Source organism: Streptomyces sp. NPDC004752 (assembly GCF_053601275.1).
The window spans coordinates 18,672-41,726 of sequence record NZ_JBSGBN010000031.1 but is presented as its reverse complement, the minus strand read 5'-3'; the positions used below and the strand labels follow the sequence as shown (position 1 = coordinate 41,726).

The window sequence follows — 23,055 nt, the reverse complement described above, 5'->3', positions numbered from 1 at the left end:
CTTTCACCGGAGCAGGTAGGGCATGTTGACCGTGACGGCTCCGGTGGGACAGCGGGCCGCGCACGGGCCGCAGTACCAGCACTCGTCGACGTGCATGTACGCCTTGCCGCTGCTGGTGTCGATGGCGAGGGAGTCCAACGGGCACATGTCCACGCAGAGCGTGCAGCCGTCGATGCACTTCGACTCGTCGATGGTCACGGGCACGTCGGCCCGCTGGGGCGCCAAGGCCATGGCTGTCTCCAGGGAGGTCGAGCACTTGAGGGGTGCGTCAGAGGGAGCGGTGCAGCAGGCCGCTCATCGAGATGCGATCGCCGCGGAAGCGGATGAACTCCAGGTCGACCGGACGGCCGTCGGCGAGGTGGGTGAGGCGTTCCAGCATGAGGACGGCCGAGCCGCGCGGAGCCTGCAGTACGGCGGCGGAGTGGGGGTCGGCGTTGACCGCCTCCAGGGTGATCTCGGCGTGGCCGAGCCGCCGGCCGGTGACGGCCTCCAGGAGGCGGAAGACATCGGTGTTCTCCAGGTCCTCACCCAGCAGGGCGGAACCGATGTCCAGGGGGATGTAGGTGAGGTCGAGGGAGAGGGGGAGGCCGTTCAGACGGCGCAGGCGTTCGATGTAGAGGACATCGCTGCCGGGTGGGACGCGGAGGCGGTCGGCGACGGGGAGGGGGGCCGGGGCGGGGCCCATCGTGCGGACCTCGTTGGTGACCCGGCCGTGCTCGTGAAGGGTTTCCGCGAGGCCCATCAGGCGGTCGAGGCCATGGGGGTACTTGCGGGCCACGACCACGGTGCCGACGCCGGGCTGGCGTTCCACGAGGCCCTCGGCGCGCAGCAGGTCCAGGGCCTCGCGGACGGTGTTGCGGGAGGCGTCGTAGTCGGTGGCGAGAGTGGACTCATGGGGGAGGGTCCCGGAGGGGTAGCCGTCGGCGAGGATCTGGTGACGGAGGAGGTCGGCGAGCTGGCGCGCCCGGTCCGCGCGCAGCCGACGTCGCGCGCGGTGGGCGGCGACGGTGGTCGCGCCCTGGCCGGCGTGGTCTCGGATGCGGTCGGTCGCAGGCATGGCCGGAACCATACCCATCCGGTAGGGAAGGTGGTGTTGCGGAACTGTTGCGCCACCTGACACATCGCCGGACACGCCGCTGACCTGGACTTTCGACGGCCGGGAGGGAAGTTCCGCCAGGGCGCCCGGCGGGCTGCCCCGGTGACGAACACCGTGTCGCCGGGGCGGATGTCTCCGAGCCGGATGCGCGCGCCGTGGCCGGCCACTCCCGAGGACGGTCGGCACGACGGCGTCTGCGGAGGGGAGCGGGGGAGTGGGGGGAAGTGGGGTGAGGGCTGGTCGGGCCGGTGGTCGAGGGGGCGGGCGCGGGCGTCGACGGGCGGACGCGAAAGTCGCCGCGGTGGTCGGCCGGGTGTCGGCGGTGTGTTCGCGGTGGGCTTTCCGGGGTGTTGCCGTACCGTCGGCCGATCCGCGCTGTCGTGTGTACCGCGCGTGGCGCCCTGGCCCTCGTGCCGCTCTCAGGCGGTTCCGGTGTGGACGGGGCACCCCGGATCGGCTGTCCATTCCTCCAACGAGCCGTCGTACACGGCCAGTTCGCCGACGCCTGCCACGGTGAGGGCCAGGGCGCCGAGTGTGGCGGATATGCCGCCTCCGCAGTACAGGACGACCGGATCCTTGGGCCCGTCGGGCAACTGGCGTGCGTAGGCTCTGAGTTGAGTGCCCGTCAGTAGCAGCCCGCCGGGGCTCAGGGCTGCCTGGGCGGGCAGGTTCACACTGCCGGGGATGCGGCCGCGCCTGCTGTAGCGGGTGGGGGTGGTGCCTTCGAAGTGCGCGGCGCTGAGGGCGCACACCAGGGTGCCTGCCGTGCGGCGCTCGCTCACCGCCCTGACGTCCTCCTTGTCGGCCCAGAGCGAGGGGCGGGCGGCGTCACCGGCCGCGGCACGGGGGAACGGGTCGGCTTCGGGCGGGCGTACGGCCTCCACCGGTGCGGGTGCAGGTGCGGGTGCCGTCGCCACCGGTGCGGGTTCGGCTGCCGTCGCCACCGGCAGCCCCGCCGCGGTCCATGCGGGCAGGCCGCCGTCCAGGACGCGGGCCGGGACGCCGGCGTCCCGCAGCATCCACCACAGCCGGGCTGCCCACTGCACCGAACCCTGGTCGTACAGGACGACGGTGGTCTCCTCGGTGGCTCCCAGCGAGGCCAGCTCCCGCCGGACCGCGCGGCGCGGGGGGTGGGCGAAGTGGTACGGCGCCGTCGGGTCGGTGAAGCGGGTCAGCAGGTCCACGTGCCGGGAGCCCGGGATATGGGCCCGGGCCCAGGCCGCGGCACCCGAGGCGGCGCGGTAGTCGCCGTCGTGGGCGGGCTGGGCCAGGGCGACCGTCGCGTCCAGCACCAACACGGGGCAGGCGGCGTCCGCCGAGTCTGCCCCGTACGGGTCCAGGTGCGCCGGGTCGGCGTCCTGCGCGGTGCCGTGGCCCGCCGCGAGCAGGCTGGTCAGTTCGTCGACGTCGATCAGTACGTCCTCGCGGCGCGTACCGGGCGTGCCCTGGCTCATGCGTCCGCCTTTCGTGAAGTCGGTCCGGGAGTTCCCGGAGGGGTGGATCGGCGGAGACGGGCGCGACGGCGGGTGTGGTCAGTCGGGTCGGCCGTGCGCCGTCCACCTGGGGTAACAACACCCTGGGCGGCACCAGCGTATACGCATGGATACGCATCCTGTACGGTAGGCCCTGCCCGTATCCATTCTGTCGGGGTCGCCGTCCCACCGTCAGGCGGGTGACCCGTACCGGCCGACCGAGGACCGCCATGCCGAGACGCACTCCGTCCCCACCCGACTCCGGGACACCGGCCGCGCCCGTCGAGGCGGTGCCGTCCGGCTCGGAGCTGTACTGGCGGCTGCGCCGTGACGTCCTGGAGGGTCGCTTCCCGCCCGGCTCGGCCCTCATGGAGACCGCCCTGAGCAGCGACTACGGGGTGTCCCGGACGCCGATGCGGGAAGCCCTGGCACTGCTGGAGCACGACGGGCTGCTGGAGCGGGCCCAGCGCGGATTCCGCGTCAGGTCGGGCACGGCCGAGGACGTCGTGGAGATCTACGAGGCGCGCATCGCCCTGGAGTCGGAGGCCGCGGCCTCGGCCGCGCTGCGGGCCACCGGACTCGACCTCGCCCGGCTGCGCCGCCAGCACGAGATGATCCTGGCCGCCGGCGGGAGCGACGGGGGAGCGGCCGCCCGCGCGGCCAGTTTCCGTTTCCATGAACTGCTGTGGCTGGCGGGGCACAACGCGACCATCAACGAGCTGCTGGTCAAGCTCACCGCACGGCTGCGGATCTACGACAGCGGACCACCGTCCCCGTTCGGCGGGATCGAACCGTTGCAGCACGAGCACGACCTGATCCTGAACGCCCTGCACGACCACGATCCCGACCGGGCCCGGGAGGCCGCGCGCACGCATCTGCGCCGGAGTCTGGAGCAGCGCATCACCGCGCTGGTCGGCGGCGACGGCGGCGACCAGCCATGACCCCACGGGCGAGGGACCGCGCTGCGCGGCACGGACCGGCTGCCCGAGGCGGCGCGACCGGCCCTATGGCGCCGCGGACCGCCCCCGTGCCGCCATGCGGACGGCGGGTTGACCGGAATCGAATGAATGTTAGGCTCGCCGCCACTACATCGGATGTTATCCCGATAAAGTGCACTATCACGCCATCAACTTCCGCTCTGCGGACCGGATGTGCGTCCCCGACCGTGCCGGACCGACCGGAGAGGAGCCACGGATGCCCACGAACCTCCTGAGCGGACCGTCGTTCCTCCGCCCGGCCGCCGTCGGCCGCGACTGTCGCCTCACGCTGCGCCGCCATGTCGATCTCGGGCGCTGCGCCAGCGCTTTCTGTACCGCCGGCTGACCCGCGGACGCCGCACCGGCGCCGCACCTCCCGCCGTGCCGCGCGGACGCCCAGCCGTAACAGGCCCCCGGCTGCCCGCTCCACCTGGCCCCCCGTCGTCGGCCCTTTGTCCGGCCGTTCGTTCACCGGCCCCCCACGGCGCAATGGGCGCGCGCCCTTCACCGCCCGCCCGCGCCCCGCCTTCCCCTCGACCCGGAGCATCACCATGAGCCCGTCCTCTCCCGCTGCCGGCCCCGCGCCCCGGCGGATACCCCGTGGCGGTCCGCGCCGGTCGACCGTGGGGCGGACCGCGATGGGCCTGTGGCGCCACCCCGACAGCCAGGCACACCGACACCGTGACCTGGCCCATCGGATGGGGACCGCCCCGCTCGACGTCCACCAGGGCTCCGTCGACGCGGCCCAGCGGGACCGCATAGCCACCCCCAGCGGCGACCCGCTGCTCCTGATCGGCGCTCCGACCGCCGCCACCACGCACCTCGGATGCGTCCCCACCGTCTCCGCCACCGGCCAACGCCCGCTGGCGTTCGCCCGGAAGACGACCACGCTCGACCACCCGAGCAACGGGCGGATCGGTGGGGACATCGTCAGCTCGGCCCTGGACCGCGCCGCCCGGGACCTCGGCCTGCGGCGGCGGACCCCGCACGACGAACGGCACGCCGTGGCCGAGGAGTTCATGGCCGACGACGTCCACAAGTTGCGGGAAGGCAGCCGGGCGGACGACGACGCCGTGCTCCGTGCCGCCGCCTCCGGCGGGCTCGCAGACCCCGCCAAGGTGCATCCCGCCGACCACAGGGGAACCTGCTCAACGGTGCCCGCGGTTCTCCCCCATCGCCACCAACACCGCCATCACGATCGCCGTGGCCGAACTCCGGTGTCGCGGGCGGGTGTTGTGGACCTGGACCGATTACCAGGGCGCCGCCCCGCGCGAGCACATGTGCGGCCCCGGCCGCCGTCGGTCCCCGCCACCGGCGCGGCTGACCGCCCCGCCCCGCCGCGCCGCTTCCGCCTTCCCTTCCCACCCCCACCCGATCCGGAGCCGACGTGTCCCACATCCGTGTCATGCTCGACTACTTCCACCCCTGGCCCAACTCCGCGGGCTTCTTCGTCGCCCGCGACCGAGGCTGGTACCGGGAGGCCGGGCTGGAGGTCGAACTGCGCGTGCAGGATCCGGGCCGCGGCGACACCCTGGAGTATCTGGCCCGCCGCCAGGCGGACTTCGGCGTCTTCCCGCCCAACCGGCTGCTGGTGCGCCGATCCCAAGGGCAGCAGTTGGTCGCGCTGGCCGCCGTCAACCACCGTGCCCTGGAAGCAGTGCAGACCGTCACCGGCCGTGGCATCGAGCGGCCCCGCGACCTGGCCGGGCGGCGCCTGGCGTACAACCCGACACCGCGCGGCCGGGCCATGGTGCGCCACCTCGTCGCCGCGGACGGCGGTGACCCCGACGCCGTGGTGACGGTCGACTCCGGGTACCGCGAACTGACCGTCGACGAGCTGGAGTCCGGGGAGGCGGACGCCACCTTCGGCGTCTACTGGTCATGGGACGCGCTCCGCGGCGACCTGCGCGAGGAGCGCCGCCTGACCTGGCCCGTGGACGAGATCGGCGCCCCCCGCTACCACAGCTATCTGCTGGGGGCGCACGAGGAGACGGTGCGGGCCGACCCCGACGCGATGCGCCGGTTCCTCGCGGTCACCGCGCGCGGATTCGCCACCGCCGCCGCCGACCAGCCCGCCACCCTGGCCCTGCTGGAACGCGTCATCCCCTACTTCCCGCGCCCGCTGATCGCCCGGTCGCTGGAGCTGGTGGCTCCGACCTGGACCGACCCGGACGGCCGGTGGGGCGTCATCGCCGAGGACCGGATGGGCCCCTACGCCGACTGGCTCGCCGCCCACGGCGTACTGTCCGATGCCGACGGCTGGCGCGCGGCGTACACCACGGAACTGCTGCCCCGCGTCGAAGCGCGGGACTCCGCAGCGGTTCCGGCCGGCCAGGAGATCGCGTGAACCCGGCACCGGCCGCCGCGTGCACCGGGTCCGGTCGGCCCCGCGACGCCCTGCCGTGTCCCGGCGTCACCCGCCACCCCCCGGCCTTCCTCGCCCGCACCGGGCAGCCCCCGCCCGCCGCCAGAAACGAGCCCGTCCTGTGAACCCGATCCACCCGCTCTCCCGAGCGTCGCACCGCACCGCCCGCGTCGCGGTGGCGGCCGCCGCCCTCGCCGCCCTGCTCGCCACCGCCGCCTGCTCCTCCGGTTCCGGCCCCTCCGCCGACGGCGCCAAGGGCCTGACCCCGGTCACCCTCGCCCTCGACTGGACGCCGAACACCAACCACACCGGCATCTACGTCGCCCAGCAGCTCGGCTGGTTCAAGGACGCCGGGATCGACCTGAAGATCGTGCCCTACGGCTCGACCTCGCCCGAGACACTCATCGCCAACCACAAGGCGGACTTCGGCATCTCCTACCAGGAGGGGATCACCGCCGCCCGGTCGGCCGGGCAGGACATCACCTCCGTCTACGCCGTGACGCAGAAGACCGACGTCACCATCGCGGTCTCCGCCCGCCGCAACGACATCACCTCGCCCAAGGACCTGGACGGCAAGACGTACGCCGGGTTCGGCGCCGCCTACGAGAAGCCCCTGCTGCAGTCCGTCATCAAGAACGCGGGCGGCAAGGGCGACTTCAAGGCGGTCACCCTCAGCACCTCCGCCTACTCCGCCCTGTACGCGGGCAAGGCGGACTTCGCGATGCCGATGCCGACCTGGGAAGGACTGGAAGCGAAGCTCAGCGGCAAGCCCCTGAAGAACTTCGAACTCACCGACTACGGCTTCCCCGAGATCTACTCCACCCTGATCGCCTCCTCCGACCAGTACCTGAAGGCGAACGGCACGACGGCACGGAAGTTCCTCGCCGCGGTGGAGCGCGGCTACGCCTACGCCGTGGACAACCCCTCGAGCGCCGCCGACCTGCTCATCAAGGCGAACAAGAGCGTGCTGACCAACACCGAACTGGTCCAGCAGAGCGAGAAGCTGCTCGCCGACTCCTACTACCGTGCCGCCGACGGCTCGCTCGGCACCCAGTCCGCCCGGCGCTGGCAGGCATTCGCCGACTTCGAGTACCAGGCCGGGCTGCTGAGCGACGCAGGCGGCAAGAAGCTCACCGCCACGCCGGACACCTCGGCGTGGTTCACGAACGACTACCTTCCGGAGAAGTCGTGACCGGCACCACCACCGGCACGCCCGGCCCCGCCGTCCGGGCGGCGTCCACGCGGCCCGCCCCCGGGCCGGACCCGGCGAACCCCCGACCCGGGGCCGCCACCGAGCCCCGGGCCCGGCGTGGCCCGCGCCGCCTGTCCGTCGTCCTGCCACCGATCCTGGTCGTCGCGGTGCTGCTCGCGGTCTGGCAGACCTACACCAGCGCCGCCGACGTCGACCCGACCGTCCTGCCCGGACCCTGGCGGGTGGTCTCCCAGGGCTGGCAGAACCGGCAGGACCTGTGGGAGGCCACCCTGCCCACGCTCCAGGAGACCGTGGCGGGCTTCGCCATGTCGTTCGCCGCCGCCTGGCTGGTGGCGGTCCTGCTGGACTTCTCCGTCTGGGCCCGGCGCGGCCTGTACCCGCTGCTGGTCGCCTCCCAGACCATCCCGATCGTGGCCGTCGCGCCGCTGCTCATCATCTGGTTCGGCTTCGGCCTGTTCCCGAAGATGCTGGTGGTCACCCTCGCCACGTTCTTCCCGCTCGCCGCCAACCTCGCCGCCGGGTTCGCCTCCGCCGACCCGGAGGCCCTTCGGCTGCTGCGCTCCCTGGGCGCCGGACGGCTGCGCGCGTTCCGCATGGTACGGGTGCCCAGCGCGATGCCCTACTTCTTCGCCGGACTGCGCGTGAGCATCACCTATGCCGTGGTCGGCGCGGTGTTCGCGGAGTACGCCGGAGCGGAGAACGGACTCGGCATCTACATGCAGGCGCAGAAGAGCGCCTTCCGCACCGACCTCGTCTTCGCCGCCGTGGCCGTGACCGCCGCCCTGAGCATCGCCCTGTTCGCGGCGACCTACCTCCTCCAGCGCCTCGTCCTGCCCTGGTCGCGAGCGACCCGGCGAAAGGAACACCCCAGTCGTGTTGTCACGCCCCGAGGGTGACGGGGGTGAAGTGTGACCGCGCGCTCCGCCACGGATCATCGCCCCCAGGACGTCGAGGCGTCGGCGCGCGAGTGCCGACGGGTCCTGTCCGCGGCCCTTCCAGATCAGACCCACGCCTTGAAAGGCAGGACGCCATGACCGCTCCCGGCGCCCCGGCCCCGTCCGGCCCCGACCCCCGACTCCTGCTGCGGCAGGTCGACAAGACCTACGACGGTCTGGAAGTCCTGCGCGGCCTCGACCTGTCCGTCGCGCCCGGCGAGTTCGTCGCCGTGATCGGCCCGAGCGGCAGCGGCAAGAGCACCCTGCTCAACCTCGTCTCCGGACTGGACCGGCCCACCGCGGGAGAGGTCCTGGTGGACGGGGAGCCCCCGCGCACCCGCTCCGGCCGGGTCGCCTACATGCCGCAGAAGGACCTGCTCTTCCCCTGGCGCACGATCCTCGCCAACACCGCGCTCGGCCTGGAGGCCCAGGGCGTGCGGCGGGCGGAGGCCCGACGCCGGGCCGCCGCCCTGTTCGACGCGTTCGGCCTCGACGGCTTCCAGGACAGCTACCCCGCCCAGCTCAGCGGCGGCATGCGGCAGCGCGCCGCGCTGCTGCGCACCGTGGTGCTCGAACGGCCGCTGCTGCTGCTGGACGAGCCGTTCGGCGCGTTGGACTCCCTCACCCGCACCGATCTGCAGCACTGGCTGGCCGACATGTGGCAGCGGTACCGCTGGACAGTGGTGCTGGTCACCCACGACATCCGGGAAGCGGTGGTGCTCGCCGACACGGTCCATGTGCTCTCGCCTCGGCCCGCATCGGTGACCGCACGCATCGAAGTGCCCCGACCGTCGCCCGCCGGAGACGGGCCCCGCGCCCTGGACCCGGTCACGGCCGCCGCCGTCGAGAAGCAGGTGCTGGCCGCGCTCGCCGCCCCGGTGGGAGCCGTACGATGACCGACGCCCACGACGCCAACGACGCCACGGCAGCGACCCGGCCGGCCACCCACGGCCTGGGCTACGAGCGGGTCGAGCCGGACTGGGCGCCGCTGACCGGCAGCGAAGCGGCGGACGTGCTCGGCGGCCCGGTACGGCTGCACTGGCACAGCCCCCGGCCACTGTCCGCGGCGGCCGTCGTCGAGCACGACGGGCAGCGGGTGTTCCTCAAACGGCACCACAGCTCCGTACGGACCCTCGACGGACTGGCCGAGGAACACGCGTTCCTGCGCCATCTGCGCTCCCACGGAGCCCCCGTGGTGGAGGTCCTCGACAGCGCGGCGCGCGGCGAGTGGACCTACGAGGTGCACTCCCTGGGCACCGGGTCCGACCTGTACCAGGACGCCCTGTCGTGGACACCGTTCGCCGCCACCCGGCACGCCCGGGAGGCGGGCGCCGCGCTCGCCCGGCTGCACCGGGCGGCCGTCGGCCACCACGCCCCGGCTCGCCGGGCGCAGCCCTTGGTGTCGTCCTTCCGGATCTTCTCGGCCCCCGATCCGGCGGCGGCGCTCGACGCCTACACCGCCGAGCGGCCGGCCCTGGCCGAGGCACTGCGCTCGCACCCCCTCGATCCGGACCTGGCCCGCTGGCATCTGCCGCTGCACGCCGAACTCGCACCGGTGCTGCGCGAGTTGGAGCCGCTGTGGACACACAACGACTGGCACGCCTCCAACCTGTTGTGGAACACCGCGGACGGCGCGGAGACGGTCGCCACCGTGCTCGACTTCGGCCTCAGCGACCGGACCACGGCCGTGCACGACCTTGCGGTGGCCCTCGAACGCAATGCCTTCGGCTGGCTGGACCTGCCCGGCGGACAGGTGCCGGTGCAGTACGCGCATATGACGGCCCTGCTGGAGGGCTACGCCGGCGTCCGTCCGCTGACGGAGGCGGAGGCCGAGGCGCTGCCCGCACTGCTGCCGCTGGTCAACGCCGAGTACGCGCTGTCGGAGATGGACTACTTCCACGGTGTGACGCGCTCCGCCGCCAACACCGCGCTGGCGCGGGCGTACTTCACCGACCACACCCGCTGGTTCGCTTCGCCGGACGGGCTGGCCGTGTTGCGTCAGCTACGGGAGACCTGCCGGCTGCTGACCGCCCGCTGAAGTCACGCCGCACGCATCCCCGAACCGGCCCGGACAGTTCCGGCAGTCCGACCGCGGCTCGACCGCGGCCCGACCGCGCCAGCCGTGTCACAGGCCGATGACACGGATACCGGAGCGGGTCTTGTACCGCCTGTTGATGCTGATCAAGGTGGCGGTGAGCGGTTCCAGGTGCCGGGCCAGGCGCAGCGCCCCCGCGTCGATGCCGACCCGGCCGGTGATCGTCTGCGCGAGCTCCGCGGCCACTGCTTTCGCCTGCTCGTCGTCGCCGCAGACGAGCACGTCCTCGTGCAGCAGTTCGGCCTCGCTCCACAGGTTCACGGCCGACAGATGATGGAACGCACCGGCCAGTTTCGCCTCGGGGACGAGTCGCTGCGCCTCCTCGGCCGCGCTGCCGTCGGCGACGGCCAGACCGTAGGGGCCCCGCTGGTCGAAGCCGAGCGGGTTGACACAGCTGATCAGCACCTTGCCCGCCAGTCGGGGCCCCAGGTGTGCGACCAGTTCGGCGTGTCCCTGGTAGGGCACGGCGAGAACGACGACGTCCGCGGCCTCGGCGGCGGTGGCGTTGTCCGTGCCGCTGACCGAGGCGGCCTCGCCGACCCGGCGCATGATGTCGGCCGCCGTGTCCTCGGCGCGCTCGGCGGACCGCGATCCGATGACGACCGTATGACCGGACTTGACGAACCGGTAGGCCAGGCCCTTGCCCTGGGGACCTGTGCCGCCCAGGACGGCGATCTTGTAGGGGGACATGTCGGCTCCTTGCGATTCGAGGGGTACTACCGGCCGGCCAGCCGGCACAGGGTGTGCCGGAAGGCGCCGATGTCTGCCACGGTGTCCAGCGACAGGCACCGCACCATCCACCGCTGCCAGTCCGGGGCGTCCCGGTCGACTCCGGTCTGACGCCGGAACTTGGCCGTGACCGCTTCCGTGGGTGTGGACCGTGCGGCCTCCCGTCCCGCGCCCGTCATCTCCAACTCGCCCCGCTGTCCGTCCGCGAGGTCGACGATCACCCGGGCGCCCCAGTGCTCCGGCAGGCGGGAGTCGAGTTCGGGGGCGTGGCCCAGGACCACCTCCGGAGTGTCCTCGGGCAGGGCACCCCGGAAGAAGGAGACGTCGCCCGCGGCCCCATGGAGCCAGGCCGCGACGGCGAAGACCGCGCTGGCCGCGGCCTCGGTCGGGCCCGAGGGTGCCCGGTCGGCGGTGACGAAGCGCAGCAGCGTCGCGGGCAGCAGGATCTCCACCCGACGAGCCGTGTGGATCGGCATGCCCCCGACCGCCAGCGCGTCGAGCGCGTCCAGCGCCGCGTGCAGCGGCCGGGCGCATGGGTACGCCTTGAACACACAGTCGCCGAGATGGGGCCTTCCGCCGGGCGAGGGAGGTGCGGCGCTCGCTCCGAGCGCGGCGGTCGTGGGCTCGTCCAGCAGGGTGCGGCTGGCCCGGCCGCCGGCCCGGGCGAGATAGGCGGCGTCCACCCCGTCGGCCGCGGCCCGCCCGGCGAGGAGGTAGTGCCCGGCGGCGAGTTCATCCGTGCTGAGCAGCCCGCCGAGCCCGGCCGCCGCCAGGCCCAGAGCCGCGAGTGTCTCCTCGTGGTCGAGGCGCAGCAGCTGCGCCGTGGCCGCCGCTGAGCCCAGCGCGCCGAAGACCGCGGTCGGCCACCAGGCGTTGCCGTACAGCTTCGGACCGCCGAACCGCAGCCCCGCCTCGACGACGACCTCGTAACCGATGATCACGGCGTCGGTGACGGCCCTGCCCGGCAGCCCCTCGCGGTCGGCCACGGCCAGGGCGGCCGGGACCACCACGGCCGACGGCACCACCGCCGCGGCAGGATGCAGGGCGTCGTACTCGTCGACGTGGGCCAGCACCGATTCCGCGAGCACCGCCATCCGCAGGGAGTGCCCCCCGGCCAGGGCCGGTGTGCACAGCTCACCGGTGTCACCGGTCTGCGACGCGAACCGGGCCAGCGGCGCCGCCAGCGGATGCGAGGCACCGGCCACCACACAGCCCAGCGTGTCCAGGACGTGCAGGGCGGCCAGCGACCGCGTGGTCTCGTCGGCTGTGTGGAGGCCGCGTCGGCCGCGCTCGGCCAGTTCCTCCAGGACGCTCACCGGTCAGGCTCCGGCCGCAACGCGGGCAGCACCTCGGACCCGAGGCTTTCGATCAGCTCGGTGGGCGGGTCGTAGGAACCCACGTGCTGGAGGAACACATGGGTCACCCCGTCGGCATGCAGCGTCCTCAGCCGTTCGGTGATCTCCTCGGCGGTGCCGAACAGACAGAACTCCTGGGCGAAACGGAGGGCGGCCTCGTCGCTCACCCACTGTGAGGTGATCTTGACGGCCGCGTTCCAGTCCTCGGCGTGTACAAGATCCGGGTAGACCCCTTCCACCCTTGCGGGAACGTCCAGTTCTATGCCCGCGAGGGCGAGGAAGGGCGCTCCGCCGTTCTGCGCGATCGATGCGCAGATCGGCTTGAGCAGCCGGGCGTCGGCCGCCACGTCGTCGGTCACCGCGCAGTACGCCGAGACCGTCAGCGGGATCGACCCGGTGGTGCGGCCCGCGGCCTCGGCGCCCTCCCGCACCCGGGCGGTGGCGCCGGCGAGCGTCTTCTGCGAGACGCCGCTGAGCAGGATGACCCCGTCGGCGATCTCCCCGGCCAGCCGCAGGTTCCGGGGTCCGCTGGCGGCCAGGTGGATCGGGATGTTCGGGGCCGGGTCCCGAAGTCGGGACCGTACGCCGTTGAAGTCCCATTCATGTCCCTGGAACAGTGCCCGCAGCATGGCGAGTCCGTCGCGCAGCTCCGCCCCGGTGCTCTGCCGCATCCCGATGGGGGCGACCGAGCTGTTGCCCACACCGAGGCCGAGGGTGAACCTGCCGGGGGCCAGTTCGGCGACGCTGCGCGCGGCCGAGGCGACGACGGCCGGGTGCCTGGTGGCCAGGTTGGTGACCGCGCTGCCGAGGCCGATCCGCTCGGTGCCCAGGGCAGCCGCGGTCAGCACGGTGAACACGTCCCGCCACAGCAGCTGGGAGTCGGGGAACCACACCTGGTCGAAGCCGAGTTCCTCCGCCCGCCGGGCCGTCGCCGCCAGCCGGTCCACGCGGTCGCACGGCGGTATGCGGATGCCGATGCGCGGCCCGCCCTGCCCCGGGACGTTCATGCCCGCGCCCCGCTCAGGAACTCCAGGTGCAGGGCGTTGAACCGGTCCGCGTGCTCGTGCTGGGGCCAGTGACCGCACTCGGGGAAGATCTCCAGGGTCGAACCGGGGATGCTCCGGTGCAGGGCGTGTGCCTCGGGGACGTCACCGAAGGGGTTCTGCGCGCCCCAGACGATCAGTGTCGGCGCGGTGATCCGGGCCATCTGCTCGGGGCTGAGCAGATCCTCCACACGGTTCTCCATCTCCTGTAGGCACAGCAGGTTCGGCAGCGCCTTGACGAACTCGGGCTGGTGGTAGATCGCGTGCCGGACCTCGACCAGTTCGTCGCTGACATTTGCCGCGGGGTCGAACATGAGCAGTTCGAGCCGCTTGCGGGTGAAGGCGATGTCGTCGCTCTCCACCGCCTTGCGGGTGCTGGTTCTGATGCGCTCCATCACCTCGGGGTTGGCCACGGTGCCACCGGGCGCGACCAGGGTGAGACGGCTCACCCGGTCGGGGTGGTCGGCGGCCAGCCGCCCGGCCACCCAGCCGCCGAGCGACTCGCCCACGAAGTGGGCGCGATCGATACCACAGGCGTCCAGATACGCCAGTACGTGTTCCACGTAGCGGGGGATCCGGTACGGGTAGTCGGGGCCGGTGGTGTAGCCGTGACCGATCATGTCGATCGCATGGCAGGCGTATCCGGCGGCCACGTGGGCGGGGATGTTTCGGACGAACGCCTCCAGGTGGCCGCTGGTGCCGTGCAGAAAGACCACGGCCTCGCCCGTTCCCGCGCGCAGTGTCCGGGTGCGGATGCCCCCTGCGTTCACATGTCCGAGGTGGAAGTCCACGCCGGTCAGATCAGTCCATATGGTCATGAGGGATGTCGCTTTCTTCAGTCGTTCGACGTCTTGGGCCATTTCGGCGTCTTGAGCTGTTCTGATGTCAGCGGCCACTTCGGCCACTTCGGCCACTTCGGGTTCGGGTCCTTCGGCGGGATCAGGACCGGGGTTCGAGGACGGCGACGCCCATCCCCGTGAGCCACTCGTCCATCGCGGCGTAGGCCAGAGCGCGTCCGGTGCACGGGCCGAGGGCGGCGACCATCGCGATCCAGGAGCGGATCTCCTGGGCGCCGTTGCCGGCCTGGGCCGCCACCTCCTCGGAGCTGAGGCCGAGGAGCGGGCCGAGGTCACCGGCCTCGACCATGTCGAGGAAGCGCCGGTCGAACTCCTCGTTGATCTGTGGCTCGGCCGCCCGGATGATCTGGCGGCGCCGCACCTCGTACTCGGCCCATGAGTCCCGGCCGTTGAGCCACGCCTCGACCAGGAAGCGGTCGTCGTCGCTGAGCGCCTCGAACCATGCGGGCCAGGGCAGTTGGTGGGACAGCCCGCCGGAGGCCAGCACCGCGATCCGCTTGGCCTCGCCGTCGCCGCGGACGGCGGAGCCGATCGCCCGGCCGAGGGCGTGGCAGCGGGCCAGTGAAGGCAGCGGCGGCGCGAACATGTTGATCACCACGGGCACCACCGGCACGTCCAGTTCCGGCACCAGGTGCTGGAGGCTGTGCGTGATGCCGTGGTCCACCGTCAGCCGCAGTGAGAACGCCGGGTCGAATCCGTCGCCGACGAGGGACTCCACCAGGTGGCGGGCCAGCGCGGTGTCCACGGGCAGCGCGCCCGAGGGCGTGCCGGCCTCGCCCGCGCCCAGCAGTTCGCCGACGCCGACGGTGATGGCCGGCATCATGTCCAGGAAGAACCCGCGGAAGTGGTTCGAACCGATGACCACGACCGCGTCGGGGCGGGCCTCGGCCAGCGCGCGAGCGGCTTCGTGCAGTCCGTCACGGAAACGGTGTGCGCCCGGGAGGTGGTCCACCTCCTGCCAGTGTGTGTTCATCAGGGTGCTGTGCGAGGCACCCACCCCCAGGACCACCGAACTCATGACAGGGCACTTCCTTCCGCGTCGGTAACTTCCGTCCTCGTACGGGTGCAGGTGTTGATCACGGCGTGTACCAGACACCTGGTCAGGCGATGGGCCTCGCGGAGGTCCACGACGTTCATTCCGGCGGGGAAGTCCAGCGGCAGCGGGGCCTCGGCGTCGATCCGGTCCATGCCGATCCGGGCCGTGGGGATGCCCCGGTTGCGCAGGATGTTGGCGTCGGTGGCACCGCTGTTGAGCAGGATCGGCTCATGCGGGCGCCCCTCGATCTCCTCCCAGGCGGCCTTGCCGGCGCGGACGATCCAGCTGGCCTCCGGGGTGGACGTGCCGGGGACGGCGAGCGTCATCTCCCAGTCCAGGCCGATCTCCGGGTGGGCGGCGCGGATCGCCTCCATCGCCGCGGCGAACTCGCGCCGGGCCTGCACCGGGCTGGTCCTGGGGCTGATCCGCAGATCGACGGTGAACCGGCACAGGGCGGGGGAGAGCGAGGCGGTCCGCGGCCAACCGCCTTCGATGGAGCCGACGTTGCCCTGCGGGGCGACCAGCCCGTCGGTGTGCCGTGCGGTGTATTCGGGCAGCCATCGCTCCAACTCGGCGATCACGATGCCGGCGTCCACGATGGGGTTGCGGTACGTCATGCGGTGACGGCTGCCGACGTAGCCGTAGGTCCCGTGCAGGCGGACCTCGAACCAGCACAGGCCGACCTCCTCCCAGGCCGTGGTCCAGCCGGGCTTGGCGATCAGCGCGTAGTCGGCCCACATCCCCTGTTCGAGCATGAACGAACAGCCGTTGCCCTGCCCGGCGTTGTACCGGGCGTGCGGAACGGGCCGCCGGTTGGTCGGCATACCGCCCGCGCCCAGCCCGACCAGCACATCACCCCGCAGCGGCACCCCGGCACGCCGGACCGCCTCCACGGCGGCGATCAGACAGGCACCGTGCCCCTTGGGGTTGCTCGCGCCCAGACCGAGCACGTAGTCGCCGTCGACGGTCGGCTCCGCGCGCATGTCGGGGCGGAGCACCGGGCCGGCCCATGGCAGGTCCTCCTCCTCCGTGCCGACGGTGAGCGTGTCGATCGGGGCGTACAGCAGCAGGTCCACGCCCGTGCCGTCGCCGCGCAGTCGGCCGACCGCGTTGCCCTGGGTCTCGTCGATCGGCTGGTACCGGCCCTCGGCGCCGGATTCGTCGAGCCGTTCGGCGAGCCAGCCGGCCAGTCGTCCCTCCTCGCCGGTCGGGCTGGGGATGCCCACCATACCGACGACGAGTTCGCTGAGACGGTGATCGTCGATCTGTTTCCAGGCGGCCTCGGTCCAGGCCCGTCGCTGCGGGTCGAGACCGGCGATGTCAGTGGCCATCGTGGGTCGTTCCCGCCGTGTGGGCCCGGGGCCGCTCGTCGCGGATCACGGTGCCGGTGGTCTTGAGGATCAGCGCGGCTCCGGCGCGTCGAAGGGGTGTGGCGGCGGCGAGAGCGACGAGGGCGCCGGTGACGCCCGCCAGTAGCGCCGTACGTGACATGGGATGAACCTCCGCTTGTTCTGGCGCGGTGCGCCGATCACGGGTGGGGGGACGGGAAGTCTTCGGTCAGGAAGGTGTGGACCAGGCGGGCGTAGTGCGCGGGCCGCTCCTCCGCGGGGTGGTGCGAGGTCCGGCCGAGGACGGACACATCGACGCAGGACAGCCGTCGCGCCAGCGCGAGGACGTAGTCCGGGCCGCAGAAGGGGTCATGCGCTCCCCACAGCAACAGCACCGGCGCCGTCACCCGGGCGAGCGCCTCGGTGAGGTCCTCGGACGCGCCTCGCCGTGTGCGGTCCGTCCCGAGCGCCAGCGCACGCGGGGTGGTGCTGTGGGCGTAGCGCAGGGCGACCGTCTCGGGGGGCGGCCCGGCCGGGTCATACCATTCAAGGCGGGTCATCAGGGCACGCATCTTGTCCGGGCTCGGTCCGCCCTCGTCGTAGTACTCGTCGCGGATCCGCGTGGCGAGCGAGGCCGCGTGCGGGTCCGGCTCCGGCGGTGGGATCGGCTGGCTGCCGGTGACCACCAGGCGGCCGACGCGGTCCGGATGCCCGGCGGCCAGGCGCAGGGCCACCGAGCCCCCGAGCGACTGGCAGACGAAGTCGGCGCGGCCGATCCCGAGCGCGTCCAGCACGCCCAGCACATGCGCGGCGTGGAAGGAGAACAGCGGTCCGGTGATGTCGGGGATGTCCGAGCCGCCGTACTGCGGCAGGTCGATCAGGATCAGCCGGCGCCCCTCGGCGAGCGGTGCGGCGACGGCTGCGAAGTCCGTCCAGGCCGAGCAGCCCGGCCCGCCGCCGTGGAGAAGCACGGTGGGCGTGCCGGCCGTGCCGAGTTCGATCACCCGCAGCCCCACCCCGTGGACCTGGAACCGGCGGCCGGGAGGGACCTCAGTTGCCATCTGCCCGGCCCTTGCGCTGCGGCTGGACGGTCGGCCGGCTGCGTTCGATGTGGCGGCGCCAGGCGGTCAGGGACAGATCGGGGCGGTAGAGCCGCTCCGGCGGCGCGTCCATGACGTCGACCATCCAGGCGTCCTGGCCCGTGAACTGCCCGTGGAAGAGCCACCGGACGGCGGCCAGGTACTTGGCCTTGAACAGCGCGGCCTTGGGTCCGGTTTCGAACCGCACCATGATCTGCACGTAACGGACGTGCTCGGCGTCCACCGGGACGTACCACTCGTAGTGGATGAAGTGGGGGTAGGCCACCCGGAGCAGTCCGGGAAGGCGGATCGAGACGAATCCGGGGAGGTCCATCCTGGCGATGACCGGGTTGATGTCCCCCGACTTGCCCGGGCGGTCCGGCAGTGCCGCCCGCTTCCACCAGCGTTTGTTGGACCAGGTGCCCACGCCCGGGTAGTCGGCCTCCCAGTGCACCTCGTCCTGGACCCGGATGAGCCAGGAACCGGACTCCACGATGCGGGTCTTGTTCCAGGCGGGCATGACCTTGAACAGCCGCCACAGAGCCGTGTTGTGGAGGTACTTGGCGTGGCCCTCGTCGAAGCCGTTCTCGGCGGCGAACCGCCAGTTCCCCTTGCGGATGTCGGTCCTGCCGCCCATCACGAACGGATCGGAGAGGAGTTCCTCGGGGATGTCCCGCTCCACCGGCGGGGCCTCGCCGTCGCCCATGTACACCCAGACCAGGCCCAGGCGTTCGGCGACTGGGTAGGTGCGGACCGCCAGCTTGCCGCAGATCGGCGAGTCGGGGCCGTCCGTGAGGACCGCGCACAGCTTGCCGTCGTTCAGGTCGTAGGTCCAGCCGTGGTACGGGCAGCTGAGGGTACCGGGGAACTGGCGGCGGCCCAGGGACAGCGGGACCCCGCGGTGCGGGCAGCGGTCGTGCAGCGCATGGACCACACCCTTGTCCCGGACCAGTACGATCTTCTCGCCGAGCAGGGTGATCGGGACCGGCTTCTCGCCGACCTGTCCGGCCCACTGCACGGGGTACCAGAAGTCCCGGAAGCCGAGGGTGGCGCTGTTGTAGACGGGCCAGGCGGACCAGTCCTGCCCCTCGGGGTCCGACACCGGCCGCAGCGCCGCCTGGGCGACGGGCAGTTGGGCGGCGGCGGGGGTGCGCGGCCTGCGCCGGGCCACGGGCGGTTCCCCGACGGCCGCGGCGTCGCCGCCCGCGTTCTTTCCGTTATTCACCATGGCTGAACTCCGAGTCCGTTTCCGAGCTTCACAACCGATTCCGTACAAGGCCCCGCTCCTGGGCGGGAAGGCGGCACTTCACAGGTCAAGGACCAACTGGTCGGAGACGGCCCGGGAGACGCAGAGCATCATCGTCCGGCCCGACTCCCGTTCGCTCGCCGTGAGCAGCGAGTCGCGGTGTTCCACCTCGCCCGCCAGGATTTTCGTCTCGCAGCTTCCGCAGACGCCTTCCCGGCAGGCGCTGGGCACGACGACTCCCACTTCGTCGAGGCAGTCGAGGACCGACCGGCCCACGGGTACCCGCACGGATGTCCCGGCCTGCTCGCAGACCACCTCGAACTCCCGGTCGGGTGCGATCTCGCCCGCCGTGGGGGACTTCGCCTTGAACCGTTCGACGTGCAGGCTGCCCTCGGGCCAGGACGCGCACCGCTGTTCGACGGCGGCGAGCAGGCCCTCGGGGCCGCAGCAGTACACCGCGGTGTCCGGCGCGGGCGTGCCGAGCAGCGCGTCCAGGTCGAGCGGGCCGCGCTCGGCCTCCGCGACGATGTCGACCTTGTCGCCGTAGCGGGCCAGCTCGTCCAGGAAGGCCATCGACGAGCGGCGCCGGCCCCCGTAGGCCAGGGACCACCGCGCTCCGCGCGCCTCGGCGGCCGCCACCATCGGCAGCAGGGGGGTGATGCCGATGCCGCCGGCGAGGAACAGATACCGCTCGGCGGGCGCCAGGGCGAAGCGGTTGCGCGGACCGCCCACCTCGACGAGATCGCCGACCCGCAGGGTGTTGTGCACATACTGCGAGCCGCCGCGGGACGGCTCCGCGCGCAGCACCGCGAAGCGGTACTCGTACCGCTCGCCCGGATCCCCGCACAGCGAGTACTGCCGGGTGCCGCCGGGCAGCACCAGGTCCAGGTGGGAGCCAGGGGTCCAGGCCGGGAGCGCCGCTCCTTCCGGGTCCACGAGGGTCACCGAGACGACCCCGTCGGATTCCCGGCGGATCTGCTCGACCCGCAGGTCGAGGACGCCGTCGTCGTCCAGTGGTTCGCTCACGGTCTCCTCCTGAAAGTTGTTCGTACTATGTACGGTATAACGTACGCAAGTCAACGGACTGACGCCCGGACCTGCATATCCGCAGGTCCGGGCTTTGACGATCTACTGCGGCAGGCCCCTTGCCGGAGCGTCGAACAGGTGCTGGATCAGTGCGACGGGCCGCTGGTCGGCCAGCGCGAGGCTCAGCAGGAGCCGCGCCTTCCAGGGGCTGAGGTCGCCGGCGGTGACGATCCCGTGAGCCGTCGTTCCGGCGTGCGGTACGACCCTCCCGGAACCGACACGCGACGCCTGGCACACCACGATCCCCTGCCGCGCCGCGCGCTCCAGGGCCGTCTGTTCCGCCGGGGTGGGGTAACCCGCGCCCAGCCCCGCGCTGACGATCCCGGCCGCCCCGGCCGCGACCGCCGCATCGACCAGTGCCCCGTCGGCGCCCAGGTACGACACCACGATGTCGACGCGCGGCAGTACGGCAGGCAGGGCGGTCAGGTCGAACGGCGGCCCGCCTGGCGGCTCGTCGGTGCGCCGGTGGAACGCCACCGCACCGTCCGCGTCGGCGAAACCGATCGGGCCGAGTCCGGGAGACCGGAACGCGCCGAGCCGGTAGGTCGCCGTCTTGGCCACGTCACGGGCCGCCAGGATCGCGTCGTCGAAGACCACCAGCACGCCACGACCGGCCGAGCGGGGATGCGCGGCCACCCGGACCGCGTTCAGCAGGTTCAGCGGGCCGTCGCCGCCCAGCGCCGACGCCGGACGCATGGCCCCCGTGACGACCACGGGAGCGTCACCGCCGACGACCTGGGAGAGGAAGAACGCCAGTTCCTCCAGACCGTTCGTGCCGCAACTGACGACCACACCCGTCACGTCGGGATCGGCGGTCGTGCGTGCCACCGCGCGGGCCAGCTCGACCAGGTCCCGCAGCGTCCACGCGTGGCTGGGCGGCCGCGCACGCTCGGCCCCGGTCCCGGCGGATCCGGTCCCGGCGGATCCGGTCCCGGCGGATCCGGTCCGGGCGGATCCGGCCGGACCGGGCTCCGAGGGCCAGGCGACCAGCCGGATCTCGGCCGCGGCCGAGAGTTCCGGCAGGTCCACCAGGAGGTCACGCGGAGACGTTCGCCGGCCGCTCTCCCCGTACACCGTGCGGTCCAGCCGGTCGTGCCCGCGGGCCTCGATGGTCCCACCGGTGGCGATCCACGCGACCACGGGCCGACCGGGGGCCGCAGCGTCGGCTGCGGCGTCCCGGTTCCGGGCGGTGCTCACGCCTCGCCCCGCACCTGCGCCGTGCTGTGATCGGCCACCTGCGAAACCGGGGCGAGGGGCGGGGCCGAGGCGTCGGCCGGTTCTTTCAGGAACAGCCCCGCGACCACCGAGACGACCGACATCGCCGCCATGTACACCGCGATCCCCACCCAGCCGTCGGTCACATGCAGCAGATACGCCGCGATGTCGGGAGCGAACGCGTTTCCGGCGATCAGCCCGATCGTGAAGCCGATCGACATGCCGGTGAACCTCAGACGGGCCGGGAAGACCTGCGAGAAATACGCCGGTACCACCCCGTAGTTCAGCGAGTAGCCGATGAACAGGAGTGTGAAGCCCAACAGCATCAGCCAGTACTGCCGGGTCTGCAGCAGTGCCAGCCACGCGAACGGCAGGAAGATCAACGAGATCGCTCCGGCGAGGAAGACGGTCCGGCTCCCGATCCGGTCCGCCAGCTTTCCGGCGAGCGGCACACAGACGATGATGACCGCCGTGGCCGGCAGCAGGACGGAGATCATGGTGTCCTTGCTCAGGCCCAGACCGTCCTTGGCATAGCTCAGGCTGTACACGGTCGCCAGCGTGAAGGCCACCCCGGCGCTGAGAATGCCCAGGGCCACCAGCACGACCTGCCGGGGGCACTCACGGAACACATCGACCACCGGAAACCGGTCCACCGAGTTCTGCGCCCTGACCGCTTCGAACTCGGGGCTCTCCTCCAGTTTGAGGCGCACGAAGAGCCCCACACCGACGAGCACCGCGCTGAGCAGGAACGGCAGGCGCCAACCCCACGACATCAGCTGGTCGTCCGGCAGTTGGAGCACCCCCAGGAAGACGAGGTTGGCCAGCAGGAGCCCGGCCGAGGTCCCGGTGTTGATCAATGAGCCCCGGAAGCCGCGTTCGTCCCGCCCCGAGTGCTCGACCGTCATCAGAATCGCCCCGCCGTATTCGCCGCCGACGGAGAATCCCTGGGCAAGCCTGGCGATGACCAGCAGGACCGGGGCCAGGATCCCGGCCTGGCCGTAGGTCGGCAGCAGGCCCACCGCGAAGGTCGCGAGGCCCATCAGGCCCAATGTGGCGACCAGAGTGGACTTGCGGCCCATGCGGTCGCCGTAGTGCCCGAACACGACCGCGCCGACCGGGCGGGCGATGAAACCGATGGCGAACGTCGACAACGAGAGCAGGGTGCCCACGACCGGGTCCGAGTGGGGGAAGAAGAGCTGCGCGAACACCACCGACGAGGCCAGTCCGTAGATGGAGAAGTCGTAGTACTCGACGGTGGTACCGAGCCAGCCGGCCACCAGCGCTCTGTTGCTCTGGTCTCGGCGGGGTGCACGAACGGCGGTTGCTGTCATGAGGGTCCTTTGTCCGGGGGACAGGCGAAGCGTGTCTATGAGGTACGCCGACGCTCCCGTGGTGGCCGGGAGCCTGGATCGCCACGCCGAGGGTGTTGCCGAAGGTGTGTCACCTCGTGCGGCGGCGAGAAACCGGACAACGTCCGGGGCCAAGCCGAGGTCGGTTCCGTGTCTTGCCCGTGAAGCCCGCTGGGACGGTCAGTTGGCCGGTTACAGCGGTCACCGAGTGGTCGTACTATGTACCGTTCGACGTATGTGGTCAAGGTTTCCAACGGAATTCACCACGGCGGAAAATCGATGGTGGCCGACCGCCCGCGGAAGGTGCCGAGAGCGGCCCCGGGAGTCCGGACCCCAGGCCGGTAGAAGTTCTGGCGGGACGTCGGCCGACCGTGATCCACGCCGGGCCGCGCCCTCCCCGTGGCCGGAAACAGCCCGGGCAGCGGCACGGCGGGACACTCACTGATCACGACCATCGGCCACGAGAAACGATCACGACCGTCGGCCACGGGAAACGGCCGCCCCGCCGGACCTGGCGCCGAGCCCCGCGCAAGGACGGCCCGGCACCGTGATCGGCTCACGCACACACGTACCGGGGAG

At 72.1% G+C, this 23,055-nt stretch carries 22 protein-coding genes; 7 read left to right on the top strand and 15 right to left on the bottom strand.

Translation table 11 applies throughout. The features are described 5' to 3' along the window. Positions 1 to 3 precede the first annotated feature (3 nt). The 3 genes from ACWEKM_RS15600 to ACWEKM_RS15590 all read right to left on the bottom strand — a co-directional run bounded on the left by ACWEKM_RS15600 (position 4) and on the right by ACWEKM_RS15590 (position 2,550). Positions 4 to 231 (bottom strand): 4Fe-4S dicluster domain-containing protein, encoded by a 228-nt coding sequence (locus ACWEKM_RS15600; RefSeq protein WP_123762442.1) that lies wholly within the window; start codon positions 229 to 231, stop codon positions 4 to 6. 37 nt (positions 232 to 268) lie between these two features. After that, a complete protein-coding gene (locus ACWEKM_RS15595; protein WP_451621705.1) occupies positions 269 to 1,057 on the bottom strand; it encodes a GntR family transcriptional regulator in 789 nt (262 codons plus the stop codon). A gap of 458 nt (positions 1,058 to 1,515) precedes the next feature. After that, a complete protein-coding gene (locus ACWEKM_RS15590) occupies positions 1,516 to 2,550 on the bottom strand; it encodes a sulfurtransferase (protein WP_451621704.1) in 1,035 nt (344 codons plus the stop codon). Between the two features lie 248 nt (positions 2,551 to 2,798). Here ACWEKM_RS15590 and ACWEKM_RS15585 point away from each other — a divergent pair, with 248 nt between their 5' ends. From ACWEKM_RS15585 to ACWEKM_RS15555, 7 genes are all read left to right on the top strand, one after another. Continuing rightward, entirely contained in the window at positions 2,799 to 3,509 is a 711-nt protein-coding gene (locus ACWEKM_RS15585; RefSeq protein ID WP_451621703.1) for a GntR family transcriptional regulator, read from the top strand. 1,423 nt (positions 3,510 to 4,932) lie between these two features. Continuing rightward, complete coding sequence (locus tag ACWEKM_RS15580) at positions 4,933 to 5,892, top strand: ABC transporter substrate-binding protein (RefSeq protein WP_451621702.1); 960 nt, start codon at positions 4,933 to 4,935, stop codon at positions 5,890 to 5,892. Beyond that, positions 5,889 to 6,035 carry a hypothetical protein gene (locus tag ACWEKM_RS15575; RefSeq protein ID WP_451621701.1) on the top strand — a complete coding sequence of 49 codons (147 nt, stop codon included), beginning with the start codon at positions 5,889 to 5,891 and terminating at the stop codon, positions 6,033 to 6,035. The genes ACWEKM_RS15580 and ACWEKM_RS15575 overlap by 4 nt, the downstream gene beginning before the upstream one ends. Continuing rightward, positions 6,032 to 7,102, top strand: a complete 1,071-nt coding sequence (locus tag ACWEKM_RS15570) for an ABC transporter substrate-binding protein (RefSeq protein WP_451621700.1) — start codon at positions 6,032 to 6,034, stop codon at positions 7,100 to 7,102. Before ACWEKM_RS15575 ends, ACWEKM_RS15570 begins: the two co-directional genes overlap by 4 nt. Next, positions 7,099 to 8,019 (top strand): ABC transporter permease, encoded by a 921-nt coding sequence (locus tag ACWEKM_RS15565; RefSeq protein WP_451621699.1) that lies wholly within the window; start codon positions 7,099 to 7,101, stop codon positions 8,017 to 8,019. Before ACWEKM_RS15570 ends, ACWEKM_RS15565 begins: the two co-directional genes overlap by 4 nt. A gap of 134 nt (positions 8,020 to 8,153) precedes the next feature. Then, positions 8,154 to 8,954 carry an ABC transporter ATP-binding protein gene (locus ACWEKM_RS15560; RefSeq protein WP_451621698.1) on the top strand — a complete coding sequence of 267 codons (801 nt, stop codon included), beginning with the start codon at positions 8,154 to 8,156 and terminating at the stop codon, positions 8,952 to 8,954. Then, on the top strand, positions 8,951 to 10,096 hold the full coding sequence (locus tag ACWEKM_RS15555) for a phosphotransferase enzyme family protein (RefSeq protein WP_451621697.1): 1,146 nt from the start codon (positions 8,951 to 8,953) through the stop codon (positions 10,094 to 10,096). The genes ACWEKM_RS15560 and ACWEKM_RS15555 overlap by 4 nt, the downstream gene beginning before the upstream one ends. A gap of 87 nt (positions 10,097 to 10,183) precedes the next feature. Here the strand turns inward: ACWEKM_RS15555 and npdG are convergent, their stop codons facing one another. From npdG to ACWEKM_RS15495, 12 genes are all read right to left on the bottom strand, one after another. Further along, on the bottom strand, positions 10,184 to 10,843 hold the full coding sequence (gene npdG / locus ACWEKM_RS15550) for an NADPH-dependent F420 reductase (RefSeq protein ID WP_451621696.1): 660 nt from the start codon (positions 10,841 to 10,843) through the stop codon (positions 10,184 to 10,186). A gap of 26 nt (positions 10,844 to 10,869) precedes the next feature. Beyond that, positions 10,870 to 12,198, bottom strand: coding sequence for an MmgE/PrpD family protein (locus ACWEKM_RS15545; RefSeq protein ID WP_451621695.1), 1,329 nt, complete (start codon positions 12,196 to 12,198; stop codon positions 10,870 to 10,872). Next, on the bottom strand, positions 12,195 to 13,244 hold the full coding sequence (locus ACWEKM_RS15540; protein ID WP_451621694.1) for an LLM class flavin-dependent oxidoreductase: 1,050 nt from the start codon (positions 13,242 to 13,244) through the stop codon (positions 12,195 to 12,197). Before ACWEKM_RS15540 ends, ACWEKM_RS15545 begins: the two co-directional genes overlap by 4 nt. After that, a complete protein-coding gene (locus ACWEKM_RS15535; protein ID WP_451621693.1) occupies positions 13,241 to 14,098 on the bottom strand; it encodes an alpha/beta fold hydrolase in 858 nt (285 codons plus the stop codon). Before ACWEKM_RS15535 ends, ACWEKM_RS15540 begins: the two co-directional genes overlap by 4 nt. A 121-nt stretch (positions 14,099 to 14,219) precedes the next feature. Beyond that, positions 14,220 to 15,155 carry a DODA-type extradiol aromatic ring-opening family dioxygenase gene (locus ACWEKM_RS15530; protein WP_451621692.1) on the bottom strand — a complete coding sequence of 312 codons (936 nt, stop codon included), beginning with the start codon at positions 15,153 to 15,155 and terminating at the stop codon, positions 14,220 to 14,222. Then, entirely contained in the window at positions 15,152 to 16,504 is a 1,353-nt protein-coding gene (locus ACWEKM_RS15525) for a M20 family metallopeptidase (RefSeq protein WP_451621691.1), read from the bottom strand. The genes ACWEKM_RS15530 and ACWEKM_RS15525 overlap by 4 nt, the downstream gene beginning before the upstream one ends. Beyond that, on the bottom strand, positions 16,494 to 16,664 hold the full coding sequence (locus ACWEKM_RS15520) for a hypothetical protein (protein WP_451621690.1): 171 nt from the start codon (positions 16,662 to 16,664) through the stop codon (positions 16,494 to 16,496). Before ACWEKM_RS15520 ends, ACWEKM_RS15525 begins: the two co-directional genes overlap by 11 nt. Positions 16,665 to 16,701: 37 nt before the next feature. Beyond that, complete coding sequence (locus tag ACWEKM_RS15515) at positions 16,702 to 17,562, bottom strand: alpha/beta fold hydrolase (RefSeq protein ID WP_451621689.1); 861 nt, start codon at positions 17,560 to 17,562, stop codon at positions 16,702 to 16,704. Beyond that, positions 17,552 to 18,808 (bottom strand): Rieske 2Fe-2S domain-containing protein, encoded by a 1,257-nt coding sequence (locus ACWEKM_RS15510; RefSeq protein WP_451621688.1) that lies wholly within the window; start codon positions 18,806 to 18,808, stop codon positions 17,552 to 17,554. The genes ACWEKM_RS15515 and ACWEKM_RS15510 overlap by 11 nt, the downstream gene beginning before the upstream one ends. Before the next feature lie 78 nt (positions 18,809 to 18,886). Beyond that, the gene (locus ACWEKM_RS15505; protein ID WP_451621687.1) at positions 18,887 to 19,852 is read right to left on the bottom strand and encodes a PDR/VanB family oxidoreductase; all 966 of its coding nucleotides are present in this window, start codon (positions 19,850 to 19,852) and stop codon (positions 18,887 to 18,889) included. A gap of 102 nt (positions 19,853 to 19,954) precedes the next feature. Continuing rightward, a complete protein-coding gene (locus tag ACWEKM_RS15500) occupies positions 19,955 to 21,109 on the bottom strand; it encodes an asparaginase (protein ID WP_451621686.1) in 1,155 nt (384 codons plus the stop codon). Beyond that, a complete protein-coding gene (locus ACWEKM_RS15495; protein WP_451621685.1) occupies positions 21,106 to 22,458 on the bottom strand; it encodes an MFS transporter in 1,353 nt (450 codons plus the stop codon). The genes ACWEKM_RS15500 and ACWEKM_RS15495 overlap by 4 nt, the downstream gene beginning before the upstream one ends. Positions 22,459 to 23,055: the final 597 nt, after the last annotated feature.

Coding starts and splice junctions, on each gene's coding strand:
- ACWEKM_RS15600 (WP_123762442.1), bottom strand. CDS start 231: ATGGCCTTGGCGCCCCAGCGGGCCGACGTGCCCGTGACCATCGACGAG.
- ACWEKM_RS15595 (WP_451621705.1), bottom strand. CDS start 1,057: ATGCCTGCGACCGACCGCATCCGAGACCACGCCGGCCAGGGCGCGACC.
- ACWEKM_RS15590 (WP_451621704.1), bottom strand. CDS start 2,550: ATGAGCCAGGGCACGCCCGGTACGCGCCGCGAGGACGTACTGATCGAC.
- ACWEKM_RS15585 (WP_451621703.1), top strand. CDS start 2,799: ATGCCGAGACGCACTCCGTCCCCACCCGACTCCGGGACACCGGCCGCG.
- ACWEKM_RS15560 (WP_451621698.1), top strand. CDS start 8,154: ATGACCGCTCCCGGCGCCCCGGCCCCGTCCGGCCCCGACCCCCGACTC.
- ACWEKM_RS15555 (WP_451621697.1), top strand. CDS start 8,951: ATGACCGACGCCCACGACGCCAACGACGCCACGGCAGCGACCCGGCCG.
- npdG (WP_451621696.1), bottom strand. CDS start 10,843: ATGTCCCCCTACAAGATCGCCGTCCTGGGCGGCACAGGTCCCCAGGGC.
- ACWEKM_RS15540 (WP_451621694.1), bottom strand. CDS start 13,244: ATGAACGTCCCGGGGCAGGGCGGGCCGCGCATCGGCATCCGCATACCG.
- ACWEKM_RS15535 (WP_451621693.1), bottom strand. CDS start 14,098: ATGACCATATGGACTGATCTGACCGGCGTGGACTTCCACCTCGGACAT.
- ACWEKM_RS15530 (WP_451621692.1), bottom strand. CDS start 15,155: ATGAGTTCGGTGGTCCTGGGGGTGGGTGCCTCGCACAGCACCCTGATG.
- ACWEKM_RS15525 (WP_451621691.1), bottom strand. CDS start 16,504: ATGGCCACTGACATCGCCGGTCTCGACCCGCAGCGACGGGCCTGGACC.
- ACWEKM_RS15520 (WP_451621690.1), bottom strand. CDS start 16,664: ATGTCACGTACGGCGCTACTGGCGGGCGTCACCGGCGCCCTCGTCGCT.
- ACWEKM_RS15515 (WP_451621689.1), bottom strand. CDS start 17,562: ATGGCAACTGAGGTCCCTCCCGGCCGCCGGTTCCAGGTCCACGGGGTG.
- ACWEKM_RS15510 (WP_451621688.1), bottom strand. CDS start 18,808: ATGGTGAATAACGGAAAGAACGCGGGCGGCGACGCCGCGGCCGTCGGG.
- ACWEKM_RS15495 (WP_451621685.1), bottom strand. CDS start 22,458: ATGACAGCAACCGCCGTTCGTGCACCCCGCCGAGACCAGAGCAACAGA.